The following is a 21,415-nucleotide window of genomic DNA, read 5'->3' on the forward strand; positions in this document are numbered from 1 at the left end:
GGAGCGCGCGCTTATGGATGATCTGCTTCAGGAGCGCCCTGCGGCGCGCAAACACGGGCGCGGCATGGTGATCTCGGTGCCGCTGCCGGGGGCGCATTGGTGCGTTTGGGTGCTGGACAGCGTGCCGGCGCTGGCTGGGATCGGGCCGATGCTGGCGCGCGCCCAGGCGATTTCGGGCGGGCTGGCGGGGTATGGCGCCAGCCAGGCGCGCCCCGTCGCGCAAAAGGGGCCGGAACTGACGGCGCTCGCGCTGGCGCTGAAGGCCCCGGTGCGGCGCGCCGAGAGTGTGGTGCAGTTCCTTGGCGAGCGGCTGGTCGAGGCGGGCGAAGGCTCTGGTCTTGCGATCTTTACCCTGAAAGGCGAGCGGGTCGCGAAGCTCTGGGCCTCGGACAGCGGTATTGCGGCGGCCTCGGATCTGATCCGAAACCTTTTGCCCCGCGCCATCGGCGTCGCGGGCAACAGCCCCCTGCGCTTCGATCTGGGGACGGATGCGCAGGGGGCGCTTGAGGCCGGGCTGATCCTGGAACGGCTGGGCCGCAAAAGCCTCACCCTGTTGCCGCCCACGCAGCCGGGCGGCTTTGGCGCGGTGCTGTTTGATACGGAAAGCGCCGATCAGGGCATGGCGCCCGCGATCCCGGCGCTGATGCAGCTGATCCACCCGCTGCGGCTGCAGGCAAAATCCGCGCGCTGGCGCTGGATGAAGCCGCTCGGCTGGGCGGCGGCGGCGATGCTGGCGCTGTTCCTTGCCTGGCCAGTGCCGGAGAGGATCACCCTGACCGGGGTCGCGACGCCCGAGCATTCGGTGATCGCCGCGCTGTCGAGTGATGCCGTGCTGGAGGAGATGCTGGTCCGCGTCGGCGATCAGGTGGGCGAAGGCCAGCCGATGGCCCGCTTCCGCTCCACCACCCTCTCGGAACAGGCGGCGCAGGAGCGGCTGAACATCTCGGTCGAGGAGCTGAACGCCCAGGCCGCGATGGCGAAGAATGATTACGGCGCGGTGCGGCTGCATGAAAGCCGCCGCCAGATCGCCGAGGCGCGGCTGGCCGAGGTGCAGCGGCGGATTGATCAGCTGGTGATCCTGGCGCCGGCGGCGGGGCGGGTGATCTCGGCTTTGCCGCCCCATGCGACCGGCGGCAGTTTCACCACCGGGCGTGAGGTGGCGCAGATCCAGACAGGGTCCGATTTCGTGATGGTGCTGACGCCCTCAACCGGCGATGCGCGCCGACTGACAACCGGCATGCAGGGCAGCGCCATGTTCCGCGGCCTCAGCGATGCGGAATACCGCGTGACGTTGATCTCGCCCCCCGCGCTGGTCAGGAACAGCCAGACCGGCACCGATCATCTGGAACTGATCGCCCGCATCGACCCGGGTGATGACCGCCTGCTTGCCGGGCTGACCGGCTATGCCCGCCTTGAAGGAGAGACCACCCCCCGCATCCTGGGCCTGACCCATTACCTGACCGAATATGCAAGGACCACGCTATGGACCTACCTCGGCCTGCGCTTGTGAAGCAGGTGGAGCTGCATCTCTCGGCCGAGGGGCGGGGGTTCAGCTATCTGTTGGTGGACCGTGTCAGCGGTCAGATCCTGCGCCTGAGCCGGGCGGCAGCCGCAGGCTATCGCCGTTTTGCCACCGCAGCACTTGGCGACAGCGCCGCGCGCGAAGGGCTGGGGCAGGAGGAGGCGAAGCACGGCTTCACCGCCTTGTCCTGGCTGCGCCAGATGCGCGAGGGCGCGCGGTTCCAGCGCAAGCCGTTCAACCCGATGCAGATGCAGCTGCCTTTATTCGAGGCCGCACCGCTGCAACCACGCCTTGCCCGCCTGTCGCGGCTGGCCTTTGGCCTGCCGGGCATCGTGATGCTGGCGGTGCTGGCGCTGATCGTTCTGATGCTGGGCAGCCGGAACGACTGGAAGATCATGGTCGAGTTCCGCGAGGTGTTTTCGATCGAGGCGCTGCTGACCTTCGGCCTTATCGCGCCCTTCCTGAAGCTGATCCATGAATTCGGCCATATCCTTGCCGCTACTGCCTGCGGCGTGCGGCTGCGCAAGGCCGGGGTGAATGTGATCGGGCTTTACCCGATCCCCTATGTCGACTGCTCTGAAGCCGACCTGACCGCCAGCCGCCGCCAGCGCATCCTGATCTCGGGCGCGGGGATCCTCACGGATCTTTGCGTGGGCCTCTTGCTGTTCATCGCCTGGCACCTGGTCTGGAGCGATGAGCTGCGCCAGGTGCTGGGCCGTGCCTTCGTCTTCTCGGTGTTCAGCTCGCTTCTGTTCAACGCCAATCCGCTGATGCGGATGGATGGTTATTTCATTCTGGCGGACCTCCTGAACCACCGGAACCTTGGCACCGATGCCACCACGGCGCTGCGGCGACTCTGGCGGTCGGGTCTGGGGCTGGCAGCGACGCCGCAACGCTTTCCCATGCGCCATGAGCTGGCGCTGGCGGGGTATGGCCTTGCCTCGATGATCTATCGCTGGGTGATCCTGCTGACACTCGTCTGGAATTTGCTGCCGCGTTATCTGGGGCTTGGCCTGCTGGTCGGCGCCTGGGGCGGCTGGCTGATGCTGGCGGCGCCGACGCTGAACCGGCTGAACACGCCGCCGCCCGCCAATGTCGCGCCGCAGGCGGGCGGGCGGAGGCGCCGGATGCTGGCGGCAGGTGCGGGGCTTTTGCTGACCGGCGCGCTGTTCATCCCGGTGGCCCCGGTGGCGGTGATCGAGGTCGCGCCGGATGCGCTTGGCCGCTATGCGGTCACCGTGAAACAGCCCGGATTCGTCAGTGAAACCGTGGCCGAGGATGGCCATGTCGCGGCAGGCGCTGTGCTGCTGACGCTTTCAAACCCGGCGAGTGAGGCGCGGGTTTCGCTCGCCGCACTTGGGGTGGCTGAGGCCGGGCTTGCCCGCCAGATCGGCACTGCCAGCGGAGCTGCGGGATTGCGGCGGGGCGAGGATCAGGTGATTGCCGCCGAGGCGCAATATCGCCTGGTTGAGGCCGACCGCGCAGCGCTGACCCTCACCGCGACCGAGGCCGGTCGCTTCACCCTGACCCGCCGCTTGCGTCCGGGGGAGTTCCTGCCCGCAGGCACCGTGATCGGGCGGCTTTTGCCCGATACGGCGGAGGTCGTGATGGTCGGCGCGGTGCCGGAGCGGCTGGTCCAGCATTTTGAGCGGGGCCTGAGCCGCGCGACGCTGCGGCTGGATGGCCGCTATCTGCCGCTGGACCCCGCCATGCTGCATCTGGCCGAGGAACCGCGCCAGGAGGGGCAGCCCGGCCAGCAGGATGGCCGCAGCTTCACCCTTCGCCTGACCGCGCCGTTCATGGCGTCTGGCCTTCAGGCGGGTGCGGCGCAGCTGCGGCTCTCGTTTGAGCCGATCCCGGTCTGGCGCCACGGCGCGCTTTGGGTCGCGGACAAGATCACACAATTCAGGAATGCCGAAATTGCCGAGCGGCAACAACGGCTTGAGAACAATGGCGGGCCGTAAACCCCCGAAAGGATCAGAGGGTAAGATCATGAACAAGGGAGCGATTTCGCTGCTGGCACTGTTGGCAGGCTTCGGGCTTGCGGCCTGCGATGGCATGTCGAACAAGGCCACGCCGGAGCGGCTGGACGGGTTGGTCACCAATGGCGTCGATGGCAAAAAGCGCGAAAAGGCCGAGGGCGCCTTTGACAAGGCTATGGCCCGCGCCAATTCCATCGCCGGGCTGAATGAGGCGCTTGGCGGCGATGCCACCATGAACGCGGGCGCCGTGCCGCTGAACACGCTGCTTGAGGCGGCGCTGGAGCATAACTCTGACCTTGGTCGTGCCGCCCAGGACATCAACCGTGCCGATGCGCAGCGGATGCGGGCGATCTTCGGCTATCTGCCGCAGCTGAGCCTGAACTACACTTCCTCGACCGTCGATACGACGGTGGTGTCTTCGGATAACCAGGTGTTTGAGCTTGGCACCGCGAATTACCCGGTGACCACGATGTATGTCGAAATGCGCCAGCCGCTGATCGATATGAGCCGGATCTATGGCATCAAACTGGGCTCCACCGCCCGCACCGCCGCCGAGGTCCGCTATATCGCCACCGCGCAAAAGGTGCTGTTCGAGACCTTCGACGCCTATCTGGTCGCGAGCCAGAGCAAGGCCAAGATCACCGAGCTGAAGGCGCGCGCCGAAAGCCTGCGGCGGCAGTCCAGCGCCGAAAGCGTGCTGACCGATGCGGGTCTGGCGAATGACACCTCACGCCGGGCGATCCTGACCGAACAGGCCCGCGCCGAAAGCGATCTCGCCATCGAGACCACCCGCTATGCCGAGGCGCTGAGCCGCCTGTCCTGGCTGACCGGCACTGCGATTTCGGATGTGCAGAAAGTCGATGTGCCCGGCTCGATCATGGGCAGCGAGCGCAATGTCACTGCCGAGGCCGCAAAAGAAGCTGCGCGCAAGAACAACCCGGAGCTTCTGAGCATCGCGATTGGCGTGGTCCAGGCGGATCTGGCGCGCAAACAGGCGATTGCCGCCGATTTCGGCCCGGTGGTCGATCTGTTCATGACGATGGAGACCGAGACGCGTGAGGGCAGCCGCTTTGGCGGTGGTTCGGAAACCGAGGAAACCACCACCGGCGTCCGCGTCACGCTGCCGATCTTCAACGCGCGCGGGGATGGGCTGCGCACCCTGGATGCCAATGTCGATCTGCGCGCCGCAATCGTCGATTTCCACGCCTCGCGCCGCCAGGTCGATACCGAGACGGTTATGGTGCTGGAGCGGATGAAACAGCTGTCGGCCTCCATCGGGCGGCTGTCGCAGGCGGCCTCCAACGCCAATGCCAATGCGAAGACCGAGCGTGACCGCGTGGCGACCGGCGAGTCGAATGAGCTGATCCTCGCCGCGCGCGAACGGCAGTCCAGCGAGATGAAGATGGAGCTGGAAGTGCAGCGCATCGAATATCTGCGCGCCTGGGTCAAGCTGCAGCACCTGACCGGAGCGATGAATAAGAATGTTCTGCGCTAAACCTCTGCTGCCCCTCACCCTCATCTGCGCGCTGCTGCCGGGTCAGGCCCCGGCGCAGAGTTCCGCGCAGGACATGGCACCCGGCTTTGCGCCGATGCCGGTCTCCTGTGCGGTGCGCGCCTTGCGCGAGGTCAGAGTGGCAGCGCCGGTCTCGGGCGTGATCGCCAGCGTGACGGTGCGGCCCGGCCAGAAAGTGGCCGAGGGCGAGGTGCTTGCGCGCTTCGACTCCCAGCTGGCCGAGGCGGAACTTGCACTGGCCGAGGCGCGGGCCAGCGATACTGCGGCGCGCGACAGTGCAACGGCGCGGATCGCGGCGCTGACCTCACGCCTTGCGCGGCTGGAAAAGGCGCTGCGCAGCCGGGCGGTCTCGGAGGCGGAAGTGGAAACCGCACGCCTCGATCTCGATCTGGCGAAAGGCGAGTTGCTGCGCGCCGAGGCGGAGCTGCGCTTTGCCGGGCTGGAGGCCGCGCGGGTGCGGGTTGGCGTCGAGAAAGCCGTGATCCGCAGCCCGGTTGCCGGCACTGTGGGCGAGATGCTGATCGATGCCGGGGAGGCGCCCGACAGCCAGCAGCCGATTGCGGTGATCACAGTCACCGATCCGCTCCGGGTCGAAGCCTGGGTGCCATCGTCCGAGGTGCCGGCTTTTCTTGCCATGACCAGCTTCCGCGCCAGAATCGGCGGCACCGAACGCCCGCTCGATTTCGATTATGCCGCGCCGATGGCCGATATTTCCTCGGGCACCATCTCGGTCTTTTTCACGCTGACGGCCCCGGATCTGCTGCCGGGGCTGGACTGTCAGATCATCACTCCGCCGCCCGGCGGTGAAGGAGCGAAGCTATGAGCCGCCACATCCTTTCATCTCTCGCGGCCCTTCTTGCGCTGGCCGTGCCGGTTGCGGCGCAACAGACCGGCGGCGGGGCAGAAGTGTCCGCCGGTGCGGCCTGGTCCTCGACCAGGGGCGCGATTGTCGGCATCGGGCTGGAGGGGGAGAATATCCTTCAGAGCGGCATCGATCTGGGCCTCGAATATCGCGAGGGCGAAAAGGGGCAGGATGGCCGGCTGCGGCTGCGCTATGTGCATGAGATGGGCGACACAAGGCTGGGCACTGACACGCGGCTGATCCTGTCGGGGCTGCACAGCCGCAGCAACTGGGATGATGATGGCTATGCCACCGCGCGCTCACGCCTTGGGCTGGCGGTTTCGGCGCGGGTTGCGCCTCGGGTCCGGGTGCATGGCGGCGTGTTCTGGCAGGAAGATGCCATCGACGATATCGAGATTGACACCTCGCCGCTGATCCTCTCCGAACAGGGCCATTCCGACACTGCCGGGATCGAGCTGACGCTGAGCTTCGGTGAGATCGACCACCGCCAGTTGCCCGGTCATGGCCAGATGCTCGACCTGACCTGGACCAATGCTTTCGCGGGCGACCGTCATTTTGACTCGTTGGAGATGAATGCGGTGATCGCCCGCAGACTGGCACCCGACTGGGCGCTGAGTCTGCGTCTGGGCGGGGGCGCCATCGAGGCGCGGGACGGGCAGAGCCTCTCGATCTATGACCGCGCCTTCCTCGGCGGCAAGGCACCACGCGGCTTTGGTATCGGCGGCGTCGGCCCGCGCGATTACCTTGCGGATGTGACCGACACCGCACTTGGCGGCAGCCGCTATGTCCTCGCCAGTGTCGAGCTGCGCCGCGATATTTCCGAGCGCTTCATGATGGGCGCCTTTGTCGATGCCGGCAGCGTCTGGAAGCTTGACGGTGCGCCGGTCGGTGCCGGTGGCCCGGTGGATGACAGCTATGACCTGCGCAGCGCCGCCGGCCTGTCGCTTTACTGGAAGACGGGGCTTGGCATCGTGAATGTCAGCTTCGCCGCACCGCTGTCGCACCGGCAACATGACAGCCTGAACCGGGTCTCACTGAACCTGATCTCCAGCTTTTGACCGGCGCATCCGGCCACCCGGAGCCACCGGTTCCGGGCGGCACCGCCGAGGCGGCCCGACTGTTACCCGCCCGCATCACTTTCAAACACGCGCTGTTGCCCGGTGTTTCATTACGTTACTTTATGACAATTGCCCGGTTTTCCCTGAAACTCTATAAAATAAATCATTGCAGCTTTTGTGAGTGGTGTCGGGTTCCGACAGAAAACAGGAACAGATGCAGCCACTGCCTGCACGGTCTGATCCGAGCACGCGGAGAGCCATCATGAAAACTGAATCATCGACAGAGTTGGCAGAGCGGATCCTGGACTGGCTGGAGCATTACGCCAGCACTCCGGGCCCGGCTTCTGGTCCCGGCGATGACGCTTTGTTTTTGCTTTTGGCGACGCTGAAAAGCGATCTGCAATATGTAAGCAACATGGCAAAGCCGCCGCCGCCCTCGCGTCGGCGACCGGGCCTTTCGCCTTTGGCTGTATCACGCTGACGAAATCGGGCCTCGCCTGAAGCAGGGGAAGCGCTTCAGGCGGCGGCCTTATCATGGATACAAGAATGACCAGGCGATTTTTCACATGTCATTGCGGGCATAAAGTCCGCTTTTTGTCCGTGCATTGCGGCCTCTGTTGGGCCCCGACGCCGTTGCGCAACAGAGGCTGGGTCTGGATCGGCACCGGGCTTCTGGTGACGGCCGCCCTGCTGGGGTTACTGATGTCTCTGGTGGTCTGAGGCATCCCGGTGTCAGGCCCTTCCAGAAGCGAGGGCATGACACCGGAAATCCGGCTCAGGTGATGATGATAGGTTCAAGCAGACGAATACCCCCGCCGCGAATGATCTGGACCGGCAGTTCCGTGCCCGCCGATCTGATTTTGATCCGCAGCCGGCTGATCGCCACATCAAGTTTGCGGCTTTCGACCGGCACAAAATCTTCCTCATAGATGCTTTGCAGGCTGTTGCGGCTGATAATCTTGCCGACCTGGCCCGCCATCTGCTCCAGCAGGAGCGACTCCTTGCCGGAGACCGCCAGCGTCGCGCCATTTGGGCAATGCAGCGCCTGACGCGCCCGGTCCAGTACCCAGCCGCCCGTCTTCGCCGCAGGCAAGGCGGGCTCCGGGGCGGTATAGGGCAGCGGGGGAACCGTCTCAGCCTTGTCCTGTGTCTGGCTCGCCACCCCGCGCATCCGGCGCACCCGCAGCCCCAGATTCCACGCCGCCAGCGCCAGTTCCTCACTGTCGACCGGCTTCGTCAGATAAAGATCGGCCCCGGTCTCATAGCCCCTGACGCGGTCCTGCCGGCTGCCCCGCGCAGTCAGCACGATAATGCCGGCATCACCTTTTGCGGCCATGAACCGCGCCAGATCAAAGCCGCTGACATCAGGCAGGTTGACGTCCAGAATGACCACGTCATAACGATTTTGCTGCAGGGCCGCGAAGAAGGCCGCCCCCGTTGCCGCCTCATCCACCACGAAATTGCAGAGGCTCAGATACTCTGCCAGGCCACGCCGGAGATCCTCATTGTCCTCTACGAGAACTACCCTCTGCCGCGGAGAGTCGGGGTTTCTTGGCATCAGGAGCAGGCCTCATTCATATGTCTCAGACCCGTCTGCGGGACGGGGCGGGAAACGTGCGGTTCGGGGCGTGGGGAAAAGGAAAGCACCTGGCCGCAGAATGGCAGCCGCACTGAAGCACATGGAATGGTCTGGAACTATTAACACATTCCGGGCCTGTGCCGGTAGGTGGTTAGGCGCCGTTCTGGTGATCTTTTTAATCTTTGTATCTGCAGGCACCGCCGGTGCCGACATGGTTCCGGGCGCGCCGCTCTCGCTGGAGGGGCGCGTCGCCATGCTGCGCGACAGCACCGGTCAGCTGAGCCTGACCGACGTGCTGGAGCGCCAGGACAGCTTCGTCCCGACAAAGCCCACCGCAAGCTTCGGCTATACCAGCGACGCGATCTGGCTCAGGCTGGAGATCACTGCGAAAGAGCGCAAACGCGCGGTGCTGAGCCTGCAGCCGAACTATCTCGACCTGGTGGATTTCTACATTGCCGAAGAGCGCGGCGGCCTGCGCGCCACCGATTTTGCGCTGTGGAAAGGCGGCGATCACCGGCCGTTTCAGGAGGACGGAATTTCCGGCCTGATGGATGCGGTCCGCCTTGATCTGAAGCCGGATCGCGCGACGGTGGTGCTGATCCGCATTGAAAACCGCAATTCCTCGACCCAGGTCGATCTGCGACTTTACCCCGAGCAGAACCATATCATTTTCGTCACCACATCTGCCCTGATCTACGGGCTGTGGTTTGGCGGCATGGCGATCATGGTAATGATCCAGTTCGTGTTCCTGTATTATGACCGCAAGCCGCAATATTTCTGGCTGGCGATGGCGACATTCGGCGTCTCGATGATCTATTTTGGTAATCTCGGGATCAGCCGGGTCTATCTCTTCCCGGGGAACGGCCGTGCCAATGATTTCTTCATCGGATTCAATGCCTGGATCGGGATGACGATCAGCGTGGTGTCCTGCATAAGTATTATGGAGATTATGCGGAAGAATATCTTTCTGCGGATCTCCTACATCATACCGGCGATGCTTGGTCTGGTCGGAGGTTTATTCTCTGCGCTCGGTATGAACCTCGTCTTTGGTCCGATCGGATCGCTCGCTGCCTTGGCAATCGCAATCCTGAATATGTGCGTGGCAATCTACTATCGTAACGAAGATGGATTTGCCGGAAAGATGCGGGCCACCGCCTATTCTCTGACCGGGATAGGCGTTTCAATGGCGCTGATGCAAAGATTAGGCGCGCCTTTGCTGCCGAATTTCGTTATGCATGCCTATGGAATTGCAGTTCTCGGCCAGATGCTGCTGTTGACCGGCGCAATGGCGGTGCGGATGCGCGATATGGAATCCCGCAACCGCATGATCCGACAGCGCGAGCTGGAAACCGCCAAAACGGCTGAAAAGAAGGCGGCAGATCTGGTTGAGGAACGGACAGAAGAGCTTGCCTCCGCAAAGCAGGTGGCGGAGGAGGCCCTGCAGGCGGAACTGGAAAGCCAGCGCCAGAAGATCAATTTTTTTGAGGCGGTATCGCATCAGTATCGCACCCCTCTGGCAATCATCCGTGCAACGGTGGACGCAATCGGTATGTCGCTTCCCACGGAGGATGAGGTCAACGAAGGACGTATAACCCGCGTGCGCCGCGCCATATCCCGGCTTGTCGATATTCTTGAGGTGAACCTTGTCCGAAGCCGCGTCCAGGGCGCATCTTTCCGGGCAGATCTTGAAGCGCATACCGTCAGAAATCTGATCGCCGCAGGCACTGGTCGCGCAATGGAACTGATGCCAAATGCGCAGTTGGAACTGATTATAGAGCCAGATGCAGAAGATGCCCTTATTATGGCCGATCTGGAAATGTTTGAAATCGCCCTGGTCAGCGTGATTGAAAATTCCACCAAATACGCCTCTGATGAACGCAGCTCTGAAATAGCGCTGACGGCCGGACTGGAGGGCGATGAAATCGTCATCAGTATCAAAGACAACGGCGTCGGAATACCCGAAGACGAGATTTCCAGAATATTTGGAAACGGCTATCGTGGCCGCAGCGCGATAAATATCGACGGCTCCGGCCTTGGACTGTTCCTGGTCGACCGGATCATTGCATCCCACTCCGGCACGGTCACGGCAGAGAGTAAGGTGGGAACCGGCACGACGATAAGCTTCCGCCTGCCACAGATCCGGTCCTGACATGTGACTTTCCCAAGCAGCCGAGAAGGAAAGCCACGCGTGGGTCGGAGCTCAGAGGGCGCGGATGGCCTCGATGGCGTCGAGGCCACCGACGACGGGAGCAAGGCTTTCCCAGACACCTTTTGCCCCCGCCTCCCAGGCGGCACGGTCCTCGGGCTGGTGAACTTCGCCCCGGGCCGCACGGGCTGCCTCCACCGATGCTGCCTCATCTGCCACGATCAGCTCGTTGAAATAGCGCGCGGACTCGACGGCTGCGGCGGTGAAGACGGTTTTCTGGTCATCGCTCAGCCCCCCCCCAGAATGCGGCAGAGAAATAGATCACCCCCGCCGCCCAGATATGGGCAGTCTCGGTAAGATGCGGCACGACCTCATAGAGCTTGAAACCGGCATAGGCAGATTTCGTCAGATCCATAGCATCGACCACGCCGGTGGACAGCGCGTTATAGGTTTCCGGGATCGGGATGCCGGTCGGAACAGCGTCATAGGCTGACCAGAGCTGCGTGTGCAGCGGGCTCTGGATGACCCGGATCTTCACGCCCTGCAGCTGATCGGGGGTGGTGACAGGGGTTTTCGTAAGGAGATGGCGCGCACCGTAATTGATGAAAGCTGGCACCTCAAAGGATTGCGCGCGGAAGAGATCCTGCAGCCGCTGCCCGGGCACGCCGGATGTGGTGCGCTCAAGATGTGCGGCGTCGCGAAACAGGAAGGGCAGATCAAGGATCTGGCTCTCCGGCACCCAGCCCGAAAGCGCGGAGACAGTCGACAGACTGCACGCACTCTGGCACTGCTGGGAGAGGTGCAGATCCAGAACCCCGGCCAGGTGGCAGGGCTCTATCCGCATCAGCTTTCAGGGGGCATGCAACAGCGGGTGGCCATCGCCATCGCGCTGGCGCCAGAGCCTGACCTGATCGTGCTCGACGAGCCGACCACCGCTCTGGATGTCACGGTGCAGCACCAGATCCTTGAGCTCCTGGCCGATCTGCAACAGCGGCGCGGTACCGCCTATCTGCTGATCAGCCACGATATTCACCTCGTCAGCGGCTTTGCTGACCGGATCGCGGTGATGCGCGGCGGCGAGATCCTTGAAACCGGCAGCGTCCGGCACCTGACCGAAACCCCCGCGCATGACTATACCCGCCATCTTCTGGCCAGCGCGCTGGCTCCGGTTTCAGTCAGGGAGACGGCTGCGGTTTCCTCCCCCGCCCTTTTGCGCGTGAGCGGCCTTGGGCACCGTTTCCGCAACGCCAGCAATTCCGTATTGCAAGAGATCAGCTTTGACATCGCGCCAGGGCGCTGTCTGGGGCTGATCGGCGAATCCGGCTCGGGGAAGTCGACGATCGGCAAGCTGATCTGCGGCATCCATGATCTGCAAGACGGCCAGATCGAAATGGCGGGCAGCGGTCTTCCCGCCGCGGGGGCAGCCCGCAGCCTCGAACAGCGGAACCTTGTGCGCATGGTCTTCCAGTCCCCTGATGCGACGCTGAACCCCGCGCATCGGGTCGGCGACATCCTGAAAAGGGCGTCGTACCTTGCCGGAGCACCTGACCCCGGGGCGCGGATGCGGGCGCTGTTCGATCTGGTCCGGCTGCCGCCTGAGCTGGCATCGCGCTATCCGGCGGGGCTTTCGGGCGGGCAAAAGCAGCGGGTGGCAATTGCCCGCGCCTTCGCCTCCTCGCCAAAGCTTGTCGTATTGGACGAGCCGACCTCGGCGCTGGATGCGACGGTGCCAAAAGAAGTGCTCTCCCTGTTGCAAGAGTTGCAGCACCGTGAACAGGTGGCCTTCCTGCTGATCACCCATGATCTGAGCATCCTGCCCGGCATGGCCGATGACCTGGTCGTTCTCAAAGAGCGCAAGATCGTTGAAAAGGGTCAGCAAAACCAGGTGCTGAATGCACCGCGCCAAGCCTATACGCGCGGGCTGATCGAGGCAGGCAATTTGATTTTCTGATGACACACCACTGTGCAGGAAATTTGGTTCAGAAGGGCATGTCATCCGAAGCAACCGCATAGGTCATTTTGACAAATTGCGGAGCCATTGCCTGAGGCAGGTAACGTAGACAAAGCCGAGGAAACTGTCTGCGGTTTTGTCGCCGTCATAAGTTGGTGACGCCCGCCGCCAGAAGACAACGAGGATCACATGCCCCTTTCCTAGATTTCATAGGAATACTGTCCAGCTGTGTTATGGTTTTGTATGGAGATCGGAAGAACAGAGGACGCCGGCATGACGAAAGCGCAAACCGGGGCTGAAGCATTGGTCCGCTCGCTGATTTCCGGCGGGATCACCACCTGTTTCGCCAATCCGGGCACCAGCGAGATGCATTTCGTCGCGGCACTGGACCGGATACCAGGTATCCGTTGCGTGCTGGGTTTGCAGGAAAATACCGTGACCGGCATGGCCGACGGCTATTACCGGGTTCTGGGTCGCCCGGCGGCAACGCTTTTGCATTGCGGGCCGGGCCTGGCCAACGGGATCGCAAATCTCCACAATGCCCGCCGCGCCGAAAGCGGCATCGTCAATATTACCGGTGATCATGCCCTGGCGCATGTGGCCTATGACAGCCCGCTGACCACCGATATCGCGGCGCTGGCCGGGGCCAGCTCGGACTGGTTCCATATCGGCACAGCGCCGGAGGCGATCGGAACCGACGCTGCCCATTCCATCGCCGCCGCAGGCACCGGGGCCGGTCATGGCCGTGTGGCGACCCTGGTTCTGCCCGCTGATGTCTCCTGGAGCGAGGGCGGCGAAGCTGCGGCAGCGCCGGAACGGTCGCCTCTCGTTGCACCGGAGCCCGCGGTGATCCGCGAGGCCGCCGCCGCGCTGCGCGGGCAGGAAAAGACGGTGATTGTCCTTGGGACTGCGGGCCTGACCCGTGCTGCCCACCCGCTGATCGCGGCGATTGCAGCCGCAACCGGGGCCGAAATCAAATCCAGCGGCATGGTTGCGGTGCAGCCGCGCGGGCGCGATGCGCTGGATATCCAGCCGGTGCCCTATCCGGTCGATCTCGCGCTGGCCGCACTTGCGCCCTTCACCCGGGTCATCACGGTCGGATGCCCATTGCCAACCGCCTTCTTTCTTTATCCCGGCAGGCCCAGCCTCGTGACACGGGACGGCGCGCAGCATATCGCGCTATCGGGGCGCGATGATGATGCCCAGGCAGCGCTGGAGGCGCTGGCGGCGGAACTCGGTGTGCCGGTTCTGCCGCTGCCTGTCCGACCTGTCAGCGCGTTCACAGAACCCGAGGGCGAGATCACCGCCGAAGGCTTTGCCGAGACGGTTTGCGGGCTGATCCCCGCCAATGCGATTGTGGTGAACGAGGCACTGACGCTTGGCACCGGTTTTCCGGCACGGGCAGGGCGCACCGAGCCCTGTGACTGGCTTCATATCACCGGTGGCGCCATCGGTGGCGGCCTTCCGGTTGCCACCGGCGCGGCAGTGGCCGCCCCAGGGCGCCGGGTGATCACTTTGCAGGCCGATGGCTCTGCAGCCTATACGATGCAGGCGCTCTGGACTCAGGCGCGCGAGGGGCTGGATTGCCTGACGCTGATCCTCAACAACCGCAGCTATGCGATCCTTGTCGGCGAATATGCCAAAGTCGGCGCGGATCCCGGACCGACGGCGATGGATATGCTTTCGCTTGATCGGCCCGCGATTGACTGGGTCGGGCTTGCCGCTTCGCTTGGCGTTGCGGGCGAGGCGGTGACGACGCTGGGCGACTTGCGTGCTGCGATGCAGGGCGCGCTTGGGCGCAGGGGGCCGTACCTGATTGATGTCCGCTTTGCCTGATGGTTGCGGAAGGGAACTGGCACAGACGGCGGCAGAGGGGTAATCACGAAGCCCTCGCCTCCCGTCACCGGGGGCAGCAGGTCTGATGCAGGTAAGGAGAGGTCATGCCCGTTGAGACCAACAGCGCCGCAAAGTTCCGCAACCTCTCGCGGATTGCGCGGCTGATCCAGGACAGTCACGATCCCGATGAACTGCTGGTCCGGCTGGTTGAAGGGGTCTGCCTTAACTCGATCTGGAATTTCAGCAGCATCCAGGTGCTTGATCAGGACAGCGGTAAGACCATCCCGATCATCCGCTATAATCCGTTCAAGACCGATACGCGGGCCCCACCCGATTCATGGGACGCCGCCGACAGCCCGATCCTCTCGGTTGTCGAGACAGGCCGCCCTGTCGTCATCCGCGATGCGGCAGAGCAGGATCGCTATTGCGGGTTTCGTGATGATGCGAGGCAGCGGGGCTATCACACAGTTGCCTTCTTCCCGCTGAAATTTCCCGACCGCCAGGGCCGGGCACTGGCCTTCACGGTGATCTCGCATCAGATCATTGATGTCGATGACGAAGAGCTGGCCTATCTGCAATGCCTTGCCGATCTGGCTGATATCGCCGTGCGCCAGATGCTCCGGCTTGCCGAAGAAAAAGAGGCCACCGGCAAATCGCGCCAGATCCTGCGCAATCTCACGACAGCGCTGGCCGGGTCGCTGAATATCGGCATGTCCTCGGGGATTTTCCCGCTTCTTGGCAAGCTGATCCCGACACGCTGGTTCGCGATTGACCTGACCACCGGCAGCCTGCTTTGCGATGAGACGACGCTTGGAGCAGAACCGTCCGAGGCGTTGCGCCAGGATCTGCCGGCGCTGATGCGGCTGGCGCGGCAATCCACGTCCCGTAAGGACAGCGCGGATGTGTCCTTCCGGCTGGGGTCCGATGAGGTTCGGCTGCGGGTTCAGGGGCTTGCCATTGATGGCGAGAATGTCGGCGCCCTGTTCCTTATTGCGCCTGAGCAGGTGGGAGCGCAGGAATGGGTTTCGGTCGAGGCTGCGCATCTGGCCCTGTCTACGCTGATCCTGCGCAATCATATGGCCTTTCGCAGCCGCAGCCTGGTCGAGCGGCGGGCCTTGCAGCAGCTTGTCTCCGGCTCGGGCGATATGACCGAATTGTTGGCCGAGTTCCGACTTTTGGGCATTACCCCGGAGGATCCGCGCCGGGTGCTCATGATGCAGGCCTCGGAAGGCGGGTTGCCCGGTGATATGCACAGCTTCATCCTGCGTAAGGTCGAAGCGATGTGCGGCGCCTCGCTTTCGCTGATGGAGGGCAACCGTCTCGGCCTGCTGGTGCCGGAACATCCTGGGCTGAGCGATGAAAAGGCGCGGGCCGCACTGCTCCGCCAGTTACAACCCGCCTGGCACCGGCCGCTTTCGCTGACCCTGTCAGAACCGATGACGCGGCTGGGCGATTATGCCGATGCCTGGGCCGGCTGCCGCCGCGTGCTGGATGTGGGCCTTGCGATGAAGGCCGAAGGCTGGATCAGCGGCGGCAAGATCGGTTACTTTCCCCGCCTGATGGCCAGCCTGCCCGAAACCGTCGCCGAGGCCTTCCTTGCCCGCACCATCGAGCCGCTGCTGGATGGCGGCTCCGAGAAAGGCCGCACCGCTCTTCTGACGCTGGGCACCTGGCTTTCGACGGGGCGGCGCTTGCAGGAAACGGCGGATCAGCTGGGCATCCATGTCTCGACCCTGCGCTACCGGCTGGAGCGGTTCACCGAACGCTATGGCATTGATTTTGAAGACAGCGAGACCTGTTTCGATCTGGAAATCGCGATCCGCCTCTATCATCTGCGCCATTCCTATCAAAAGCAGTAATTTTTTCTGCCGCCTTTAACCGTCTCATTGGAAGCTGGGGCGGAAGGGGGATTGCTAAGCTTCATCCGGGATAAATGATATTCGGATGCAGCGGTGTCTTCAGCTCTCTCAACGCATGCCACGCCACAGACTCCTCAGGGGGGGGTGGATGAGGCGGCGCTCGCCCGAAAAAAGGCGCTGCGCCAGGCGTTCAGCGCTTTTGCGACCGGTGTAACCGTCGTCACCGCGCGCGATGCCGGGGGCCGACCGGTCGGGTTCACCGCCAATTCCTTCACCTCGGTCTCGCTCGACCCACCACTTTTGCTGGTCTGTCCGGGCAAGACCTCATCGAATTTCGCGACCTTCAGCATGGCAGACCATTTCGCGGTCAATATCCTGAGCGCCGGGCAGCAAGAGGTGTCGCACCGTTTCGCAACCCCCGTCACCAACCGTTTCGCAGGGTTGGCCTGGCATGCGGGTCCGGAAGGCCTGCCGCTGATCGACGGCGCGGCGGCGACCTTCGCCTGCGTGCGTCACCAGCTGGTCGATGCCGGGGATCATGTGATCCTGATCGGTGAGGTGCTGGACAGCATGACGACCGGCGCCGAGCCGCTGGTCTTCTCGCGGGGGCGTTACCGCGAACTGGCGTCAACGATGCCCGAAGGCGGTATCCGCGTCGGCGTCGTGGCGCTGCATGAGGGGCGGGTGCTGCTGCGGCGCACGGCCGAGGGCACCTGGGAACTCCCACTCGGTCCAGTGCAGCCGCTGTTCGGTCATGCCCGCAATGGCTGCGAAACCGAGCTGGCAAAAGCCGGTGCTGCGGTCACGATAACCCATCCCTATTCGATCTATGACGATGGTGAAAAGGGCGAGAGCCGTTTCTTTTTTATGGCCGAACTGGAGCCTTTCGCGGCTCTGCCCGCCGATATGGCCCTTTTCGCGCCGGATGATCTGCCGCCTGACCTGACCCGCGATCCTGGAATGCGAGATGTGCTGCTGCGCCATGGGCGCGAGCACCGGAAGGGCCGCTACGGTGTCTATGTCGCCCGGGGTCAGGCCCCGGGCAGTGTCTCGCATATGACCGGCGGCTCGGAGCGCTGGCCCGATATTTTCCAGCCCGACAGCTATCTGAGAGAGGGGATGCCGAAATGACCATATTCACGCCAGAGGCGCTGGAGGGGAGCCGCCTGCCGATCTTCGTGGCCGGAGAATTCCGGGCTTCGCAGGGGCAGCCGATTGCCTGCTTCGACCCCGCGACCGGTGAGGAATGGTGTTCGATTTCCGATGCGACTGAGACCGAGGTGGATGCCGCAGTCGAGGCCGCCCGCACTGCGATGCGCGATCCCGCCTGGCGCGACATTTCGCAATCTGATCGGGGAATTATGATCGGGCGGCTGGCCGATCTGGTGGCCCGCGATGTCGAGCGGCTCTCGCAGCTTGAGACAAAGGACAATGGCAAGATCCTGCGTGAGATGCGGGCGCTGACCCAGGCCGTCTCGGTTGGGCTGCGCTATTTCGCAGGGATGGCGGACAAGGTTCAGGGCACCACGATCCCGGTCAACAAGCCTGATATGCTGAACTTTACGCTGCGCGAGCCGGTGGGGGTGATCGGGGCCATTGTGCCGTGGAACTCGCCTTTGTTGCTGCTCAACCGCTGCATGGCGCCGGCGCTGGCAATGGGCAATGCGCTGGTGGTGAAGCCCTCGGAACATGCCTCGGCCGCGGTACTGGCGCTGGCCGAACTCGTGGCCGAGGCGGGGTTTCCGCCTGGTGTGTTCAACGTGGTGACCGGCTACGGCGCGACCGTAGGCGACGCCATCGTGCGCCATCCCGGCGTCAATAAGATCGACTTTACCGGCGGCACCGCGACCGGGCGTCTGATCGCGGGAGCGGCGGGGCAGAACCTGAAACCCGCGATGCTGGAACTGGGCGGCAAATCCCCGCATATCGTCTGCGAGGATGCAGATCTGGATCGCGCGGTGAACGGGGTGATCTCGGGCATTTTCGCGGCTGGTGGCCAGACTTGCGTCGCCGGATCGCGGGCGTTTGTCCATGAAAGCATCTATGACGAGGTGATCGACCGCCTTGTCCAGCGCACCAAAGAAATCCGCGTCGGCGCGCCTACGGATGAGGCCACCCAGCTTGGCCCGCTGGCGCTCTGGGCGCAGGTCGGCAAGGTCGGCAGCTTTATCGAAAGCGGCAAGGCCGAGGGCGCCTCGCTGGTTGCGGGCGGCGGCCGGCCCGAGGGGCTCGGGAACGGCTGGTATGTCGAGCCCACCGTTTTCGCCAATGTCACCAATGACATGAAGCTTGCACGCGAAGAGATCTTCGGCCCGGTACTGGGGGTGCTGAAATTCCGCGATGATGCCGAAATGATCGAACTGGCGAACGACACCGCCTATGGCCTCGCCTCGGGGATCTGGACCAACGACATGAATCGCGCGCTGAAATTCATGCGCCGGATCGAGGCGGGTATGGTCTGGATCAACACCTATCGCAGCCCTTCGATCATGTCGCCTTCGGGCGGGTTCCGGGACTCGGGCTATGGCAAGCATAACGGTTTTGCCGCCATCGAGGAATTCAGCCGGATCAAGACAGTTGTCATCGACTATTCGGGCCAGACTCAGGATGCCTTTGTCATGCGCGTCGCGAAATAAGGAGCGGAAAAGATGAGATTTTCTCTCGCGCTGAATTATGGGCGTTTCGATGAGTCCATGGCGATGGATGTGGTGGCGAAAGACGCGCTGGATCTGGTGAAGATCGCCGATCAGGGCGGTTTCGACACGGTCTGGACCGCCGAGCATCACACGATTGAGGTGACCGCCTCGCCCAATCCGTTCCAGATCCTGACCCATTGGGGGGCACATACCCGGCGGATCCGGCTCGGGACCGGCGTGATCTCTGCGCCCTATTGGAATCCGATCCGGCTGGCGGGTGAGGCCGGGCTTTGCGATGTGATCACCGGCGGGCGGCTGGAGCTCGGCTTCGGGCGCGGCTCTTATCAGTATGAATTCGACCGTATGGCAGGCGGAATGCCGCAAGAAGAAGGCGGGCGCTATATGCGCGAGCTGATCCCGGCGGTGAAAGCGCTGTGGCAGGGCGATTACGAACATCAGGGCGAGATCTGGAATTTCCCCGCCACGACCGCGGCGCCCAAGCCTTTGCAAAAGGAAATCCCGATGTGGATCGCCGCGCGCGATCCGGCCTCGCATGATTTCGCCGTGGCGAATGGATGTTCGGTTATGTCCACCGCGCTGCGCCGGTCTTTTGCCGAGGTCGAGGTGCTGGAAGCCCGTTTCCAGGCCGCGATGCAGGCCCATAAGGCGACCGGGCTGAACCATGCCAATATGCGACTAGGCTGTGTCTGGGAGGATAAGGCCACCCGTGACATCGCGGTGCATTCGATGATCAATTACGGGCGCGGGTTCGAGAACCTGTTCAAAAACATCGCCACGGTGAGGAACGGCTTCCCCGACCTGGTCGATTTCGACACCGTCGCCAACCGCGATGAATTTCAGCCAGAAAACCTGTGTGAAAACATGATGTTCGGCACGGTTGACGAGGTGATTGCGAAACTGGAACGCTACCAGGCGGCGGGCATCCGGCATTTCATGTTCGGCACCAGCTTTGGCCTGCCCCATAATGTCGCCCGCCGCTCGGTCGAGCTGTTCTGCGACCGCGTGATCCCGCATTTTCGCGCGAAAACCGCAGCGCCTGAGGCGGTCTGATGCCCGACTTCGAACACAAGGGCTGTCGCCTGCGCTATGAGGAGACGGGCGAGGGCCGCGCGATGGTTTTCGTGCATGGCGTCGGGTCAACGCTTGAGGCCTGGGATCCGGTTCTGCCGCATATGCCGCCGGGCCGTCACATCCGCCTCGACCTGCGGGGGCATGGCGCATCGGGCCGGGCGCCGGGGCCTTACAGCCTTGAGCTGATGGCGGGCGACGTGCTGGCGCTGATCAACCATCTCGGGCTTGATCAGGTGGCGCTGTTCGGCTTCTCGCTGGGCGGGCTTCTCGCGCAGCAGCTCGCGATCCACCAGCCGGAGCGGCTTTCCGCCCTGGCGCTGATCTCGACTGTCGCGGGCCGTGACGAAGGCGAGCGGGCACGGGTTGAAGAGCGTCTTGCGACGCTGGAGAGGGACGGGCCGCTGACCCATCTTACCAATGCGGTGGAGCGCTGGTTCACGCCGGAGTTTCTGGCGAAGAACCCCGATGCGATTTCCGCGCGGCGGGCCAAGGCGCTGGAGAATGATCCGGCCTGTTATATGGCTGCCTACCGAGTGCTGGCGCACTCGGATCTGGCCGGGGATCTGCACCGTATCACCACACCAACGCTGGTGATGACCGGCGAGGCCGATATCGGATCGACTCCGCGCATGTCGCGGCTGATGCACGATCAGATCCGCGGATCTGACCTGGCGATCCTGCCGGGGCTGAAGCATTCGATCCTGCTTGAGGCCCCTGGGCTTGTTGCGCGCCATCTGGGCGCCTTGTTGACGAAGACTATAGAGAAGACCGCAGAGGGATGGAAATGAAACCGGAAATTCGCAAATATGTCGCTTATGTCGAGGATACGCTGATCGAGGGCGGCAAAGAGGCGGGGAAGCCCCTGCGCATCGCCGCAGTGGCGGCGGTTCTGAAAAATCCCTGGGCGGGCCGTGGTTTCGTCGAGGATCTGCGCCCGGAAATCCTTGCCTTCGCGCCACTTCTGGGCCGCGAGATGGTCGGGCGCCTGATGCCGCTGGTCGGCGGTGGCGGGAATGTCGAGGCTTTCGGCAAATGCGCGATTGTCGGCACCAATGGCGAGATCGAGCATGGCTCGGCGCTGATCCACACGCTGCGCTTTGGCAACTTCCTGCGCGATGCGGTGAATTCGACCGAATTTATCTCTTTCACCAATAAGCGCGGCGGGCCGGGCAATCCGGTGACTTTTCCGCTGAAACACATCACCAAAGGCGGCGCGCGCTCGCATTTCCTGACGGCGGAATTCTCGATCTTGGATGCGCCCGGCCCCGATGAGATTGTAATCGCCATCGGTGTCGCGGATGGCGGGCGACCCCATGCGCGAATCGGCGACCGGTTCAGCGATATGGAAGAACTGGCCTGCGAGACCGAGGTAAAGTGAC

18 protein-coding genes and 1 pseudogene are annotated in these 21,415 nt (G+C 63.5%); 15 read left to right on the plus strand and 4 right to left on the minus strand.

Annotated features, from left to right (window positions below; translation table 11 throughout):
* Positions 1-13 precede the first annotated feature (13 nt).
* The 6 genes from BLW25_RS21920 to BLW25_RS21945 all read left to right on the plus strand — a co-directional run bounded on the left by BLW25_RS21920 (position 14) and on the right by BLW25_RS21945 (position 7,418).
* Positions 14-1,510, plus strand: coding sequence for an efflux RND transporter periplasmic adaptor subunit (locus tag BLW25_RS21920; protein ID WP_143040591.1), 1,497 nt, complete (start codon positions 14-16; stop codon positions 1,508-1,510).
* On the plus strand, positions 1,483-3,486 hold the full coding sequence (locus BLW25_RS21925; protein WP_143040592.1) for a site-2 protease family protein: 2,004 nt from the start codon (positions 1,483-1,485) through the stop codon (positions 3,484-3,486). Before BLW25_RS21920 ends, BLW25_RS21925 begins: the two co-directional genes overlap by 28 nt.
* Before the next feature lie 28 nt (positions 3,487-3,514).
* On the plus strand, positions 3,515-4,999 hold the full coding sequence (locus tag BLW25_RS21930) for a TolC family protein (RefSeq protein WP_171909708.1): 1,485 nt from the start codon (positions 3,515-3,517) through the stop codon (positions 4,997-4,999).
* Positions 4,986-5,840 carry an efflux RND transporter periplasmic adaptor subunit gene (locus tag BLW25_RS21935; protein WP_092904158.1) on the plus strand — a complete coding sequence of 285 codons (855 nt, stop codon included), beginning with the start codon at positions 4,986-4,988 and terminating at the stop codon, positions 5,838-5,840. Before BLW25_RS21930 ends, BLW25_RS21935 begins: the two co-directional genes overlap by 14 nt.
* Complete coding sequence (locus BLW25_RS21940) at positions 5,837-6,937, plus strand: BamA/TamA family outer membrane protein (protein WP_092904160.1); 1,101 nt, start codon at positions 5,837-5,839, stop codon at positions 6,935-6,937. The genes BLW25_RS21935 and BLW25_RS21940 overlap by 4 nt, the downstream gene beginning before the upstream one ends.
* Positions 6,938-7,199: 262 nt before the next feature.
* The gene (locus BLW25_RS21945; RefSeq protein WP_092904162.1) at positions 7,200-7,418 is read left to right on the plus strand and encodes a hypothetical protein; all 219 of its coding nucleotides are present in this window, start codon (positions 7,200-7,202) and stop codon (positions 7,416-7,418) included.
* Positions 7,419-7,712: 294 nt separating this feature from the next.
* On the opposite strand, the gene BLW25_RS21950 is transcribed toward BLW25_RS21945, so the two are convergent.
* Positions 7,713-8,495 carry a response regulator transcription factor gene (locus BLW25_RS21950; RefSeq protein ID WP_092904164.1) on the minus strand — a complete coding sequence of 261 codons (783 nt, stop codon included), beginning with the start codon at positions 8,493-8,495 and terminating at the stop codon, positions 7,713-7,715.
* A gap of 187 nt (positions 8,496-8,682) precedes the next feature.
* Between BLW25_RS21950 and BLW25_RS21955 the strand changes: the two genes are divergently transcribed.
* Entirely contained in the window at positions 8,683-10,665 is a 1,983-nt protein-coding gene (locus BLW25_RS21955) for a sensor histidine kinase (protein ID WP_216279478.1), read from the plus strand.
* Between the two features lie 51 nt (positions 10,666-10,716).
* Here the strand turns inward: BLW25_RS21955 and BLW25_RS24795 are convergent, their stop codons facing one another.
* Positions 10,717-10,881 carry a hypothetical protein gene (locus BLW25_RS24795; RefSeq protein WP_216279479.1) on the minus strand — a complete coding sequence of 55 codons (165 nt, stop codon included), beginning with the start codon at positions 10,879-10,881 and terminating at the stop codon, positions 10,717-10,719.
* 61 nt (positions 10,882-10,942) lie between these two features.
* Positions 10,943-11,401: a TRAP transporter substrate-binding protein gene (locus BLW25_RS24800; protein WP_216279480.1), complete on the minus strand. Its 459-nt coding sequence runs from the start codon at positions 11,399-11,401 to the stop codon at positions 10,943-10,945.
* Between the two features lie 60 nt (positions 11,402-11,461).
* Here BLW25_RS24800 and BLW25_RS21965 point away from each other — a divergent pair, with 60 nt between their 5' ends.
* Positions 11,462-12,613: an ATP-binding cassette domain-containing protein gene (locus tag BLW25_RS21965; RefSeq protein WP_216279481.1), complete on the plus strand. Its 1,152-nt coding sequence runs from the start codon at positions 11,462-11,464 to the stop codon at positions 12,611-12,613.
* Positions 12,614-12,676: 63 nt separating this feature from the next.
* Here the strand turns inward: BLW25_RS21965 and BLW25_RS25545 are convergent.
* Positions 12,677-12,781 (minus strand): annotated as a pseudogene (locus BLW25_RS25545) (IS5/IS1182 family transposase); the annotation flags it as partial.
* A gap of 105 nt (positions 12,782-12,886) precedes the next feature.
* On the opposite strand from BLW25_RS25545, the gene BLW25_RS21970 reads away from it, so the two are divergent.
* From BLW25_RS21970 to BLW25_RS22000, 7 genes are all read left to right on the plus strand, one after another.
* On the plus strand, positions 12,887-14,449 hold the full coding sequence (locus BLW25_RS21970; protein WP_092904172.1) for an acetolactate synthase large subunit: 1,563 nt from the start codon (positions 12,887-12,889) through the stop codon (positions 14,447-14,449).
* Between the two features lie 104 nt (positions 14,450-14,553).
* Positions 14,554-16,308: a helix-turn-helix domain-containing protein gene (locus BLW25_RS21975; protein WP_092904174.1), complete on the plus strand. Its 1,755-nt coding sequence runs from the start codon at positions 14,554-14,556 to the stop codon at positions 16,306-16,308.
* Between the two features lie 93 nt (positions 16,309-16,401).
* Positions 16,402-17,439 (plus strand): flavin reductase, encoded by a 1,038-nt coding sequence (locus tag BLW25_RS21980; RefSeq protein WP_092904176.1) that lies wholly within the window; start codon positions 16,402-16,404, stop codon positions 17,437-17,439.
* Positions 17,436-18,944, plus strand: a complete 1,509-nt coding sequence (locus tag BLW25_RS21985) for an aldehyde dehydrogenase (protein WP_092904178.1) — start codon at positions 17,436-17,438, stop codon at positions 18,942-18,944. The genes BLW25_RS21980 and BLW25_RS21985 overlap by 4 nt, the downstream gene beginning before the upstream one ends.
* Positions 18,945-18,956: 12 nt before the next feature.
* Positions 18,957-20,015 (plus strand): LLM class flavin-dependent oxidoreductase, encoded by a 1,059-nt coding sequence (locus tag BLW25_RS21990; RefSeq protein ID WP_092904180.1) that lies wholly within the window; start codon positions 18,957-18,959, stop codon positions 20,013-20,015.
* Positions 20,015-20,824 (plus strand): alpha/beta fold hydrolase, encoded by an 810-nt coding sequence (locus BLW25_RS21995; protein ID WP_092904182.1) that lies wholly within the window; start codon positions 20,015-20,017, stop codon positions 20,822-20,824. The genes BLW25_RS21990 and BLW25_RS21995 overlap by 1 nt, the downstream gene beginning before the upstream one ends.
* Positions 20,821-21,414: an amino acid synthesis family protein gene (locus BLW25_RS22000; protein ID WP_092904184.1), complete on the plus strand. Its 594-nt coding sequence runs from the start codon at positions 20,821-20,823 to the stop codon at positions 21,412-21,414. Before BLW25_RS21995 ends, BLW25_RS22000 begins: the two co-directional genes overlap by 4 nt.
* Position 21,415: the final 1 nt, after the last annotated feature.

This window comes from Rhodobacter sp. 24-YEA-8 (assembly GCF_900105075.1).
Lineage (GTDB): Bacteria > Pseudomonadota > Alphaproteobacteria > Rhodobacterales > Rhodobacteraceae > Pseudogemmobacter.

Excerpts from the sequence above, each read along its gene's own strand:
- BLW25_RS21985 (WP_092904178.1), top strand. The coding sequence starts at position 17,436 with ATGACCATATTCACGCCAGAGGCGCTGGAGGGGAGCCGCCTGCCGATC.
- BLW25_RS21975 (WP_092904174.1), top strand. The coding sequence starts at position 14,554 with ATGCCCGTTGAGACCAACAGCGCCGCAAAGTTCCGCAACCTCTCGCGG.
- BLW25_RS21920 (WP_143040591.1), top strand. The coding sequence starts at position 14 with ATGGATGATCTGCTTCAGGAGCGCCCTGCGGCGCGCAAACACGGGCGC.
- BLW25_RS21930 (WP_171909708.1), top strand. The coding sequence starts at position 3,515 with ATGAACAAGGGAGCGATTTCGCTGCTGGCACTGTTGGCAGGCTTCGGG.
- BLW25_RS22000 (WP_092904184.1), top strand. The coding sequence starts at position 20,821 with ATGAAACCGGAAATTCGCAAATATGTCGCTTATGTCGAGGATACGCTG.
- BLW25_RS21990 (WP_092904180.1), top strand. The coding sequence starts at position 18,957 with ATGAGATTTTCTCTCGCGCTGAATTATGGGCGTTTCGATGAGTCCATG.
- BLW25_RS21935 (WP_092904158.1), top strand. The coding sequence starts at position 4,986 with ATGTTCTGCGCTAAACCTCTGCTGCCCCTCACCCTCATCTGCGCGCTG.
- BLW25_RS21970 (WP_092904172.1), top strand. The coding sequence starts at position 12,887 with ATGACGAAAGCGCAAACCGGGGCTGAAGCATTGGTCCGCTCGCTGATT.
- BLW25_RS21925 (WP_143040592.1), top strand. The coding sequence starts at position 1,483 with ATGGACCTACCTCGGCCTGCGCTTGTGAAGCAGGTGGAGCTGCATCTC.
- BLW25_RS21940 (WP_092904160.1), top strand. The coding sequence starts at position 5,837 with ATGAGCCGCCACATCCTTTCATCTCTCGCGGCCCTTCTTGCGCTGGCC.
- BLW25_RS21995 (WP_092904182.1), top strand. The coding sequence starts at position 20,015 with ATGCCCGACTTCGAACACAAGGGCTGTCGCCTGCGCTATGAGGAGACG.
- BLW25_RS21950 (WP_092904164.1), bottom strand. The coding sequence starts at position 8,495 with ATGCCAAGAAACCCCGACTCTCCGCGGCAGAGGGTAGTTCTCGTAGAG.
- BLW25_RS21945 (WP_092904162.1), top strand. The coding sequence starts at position 7,200 with ATGAAAACTGAATCATCGACAGAGTTGGCAGAGCGGATCCTGGACTGG.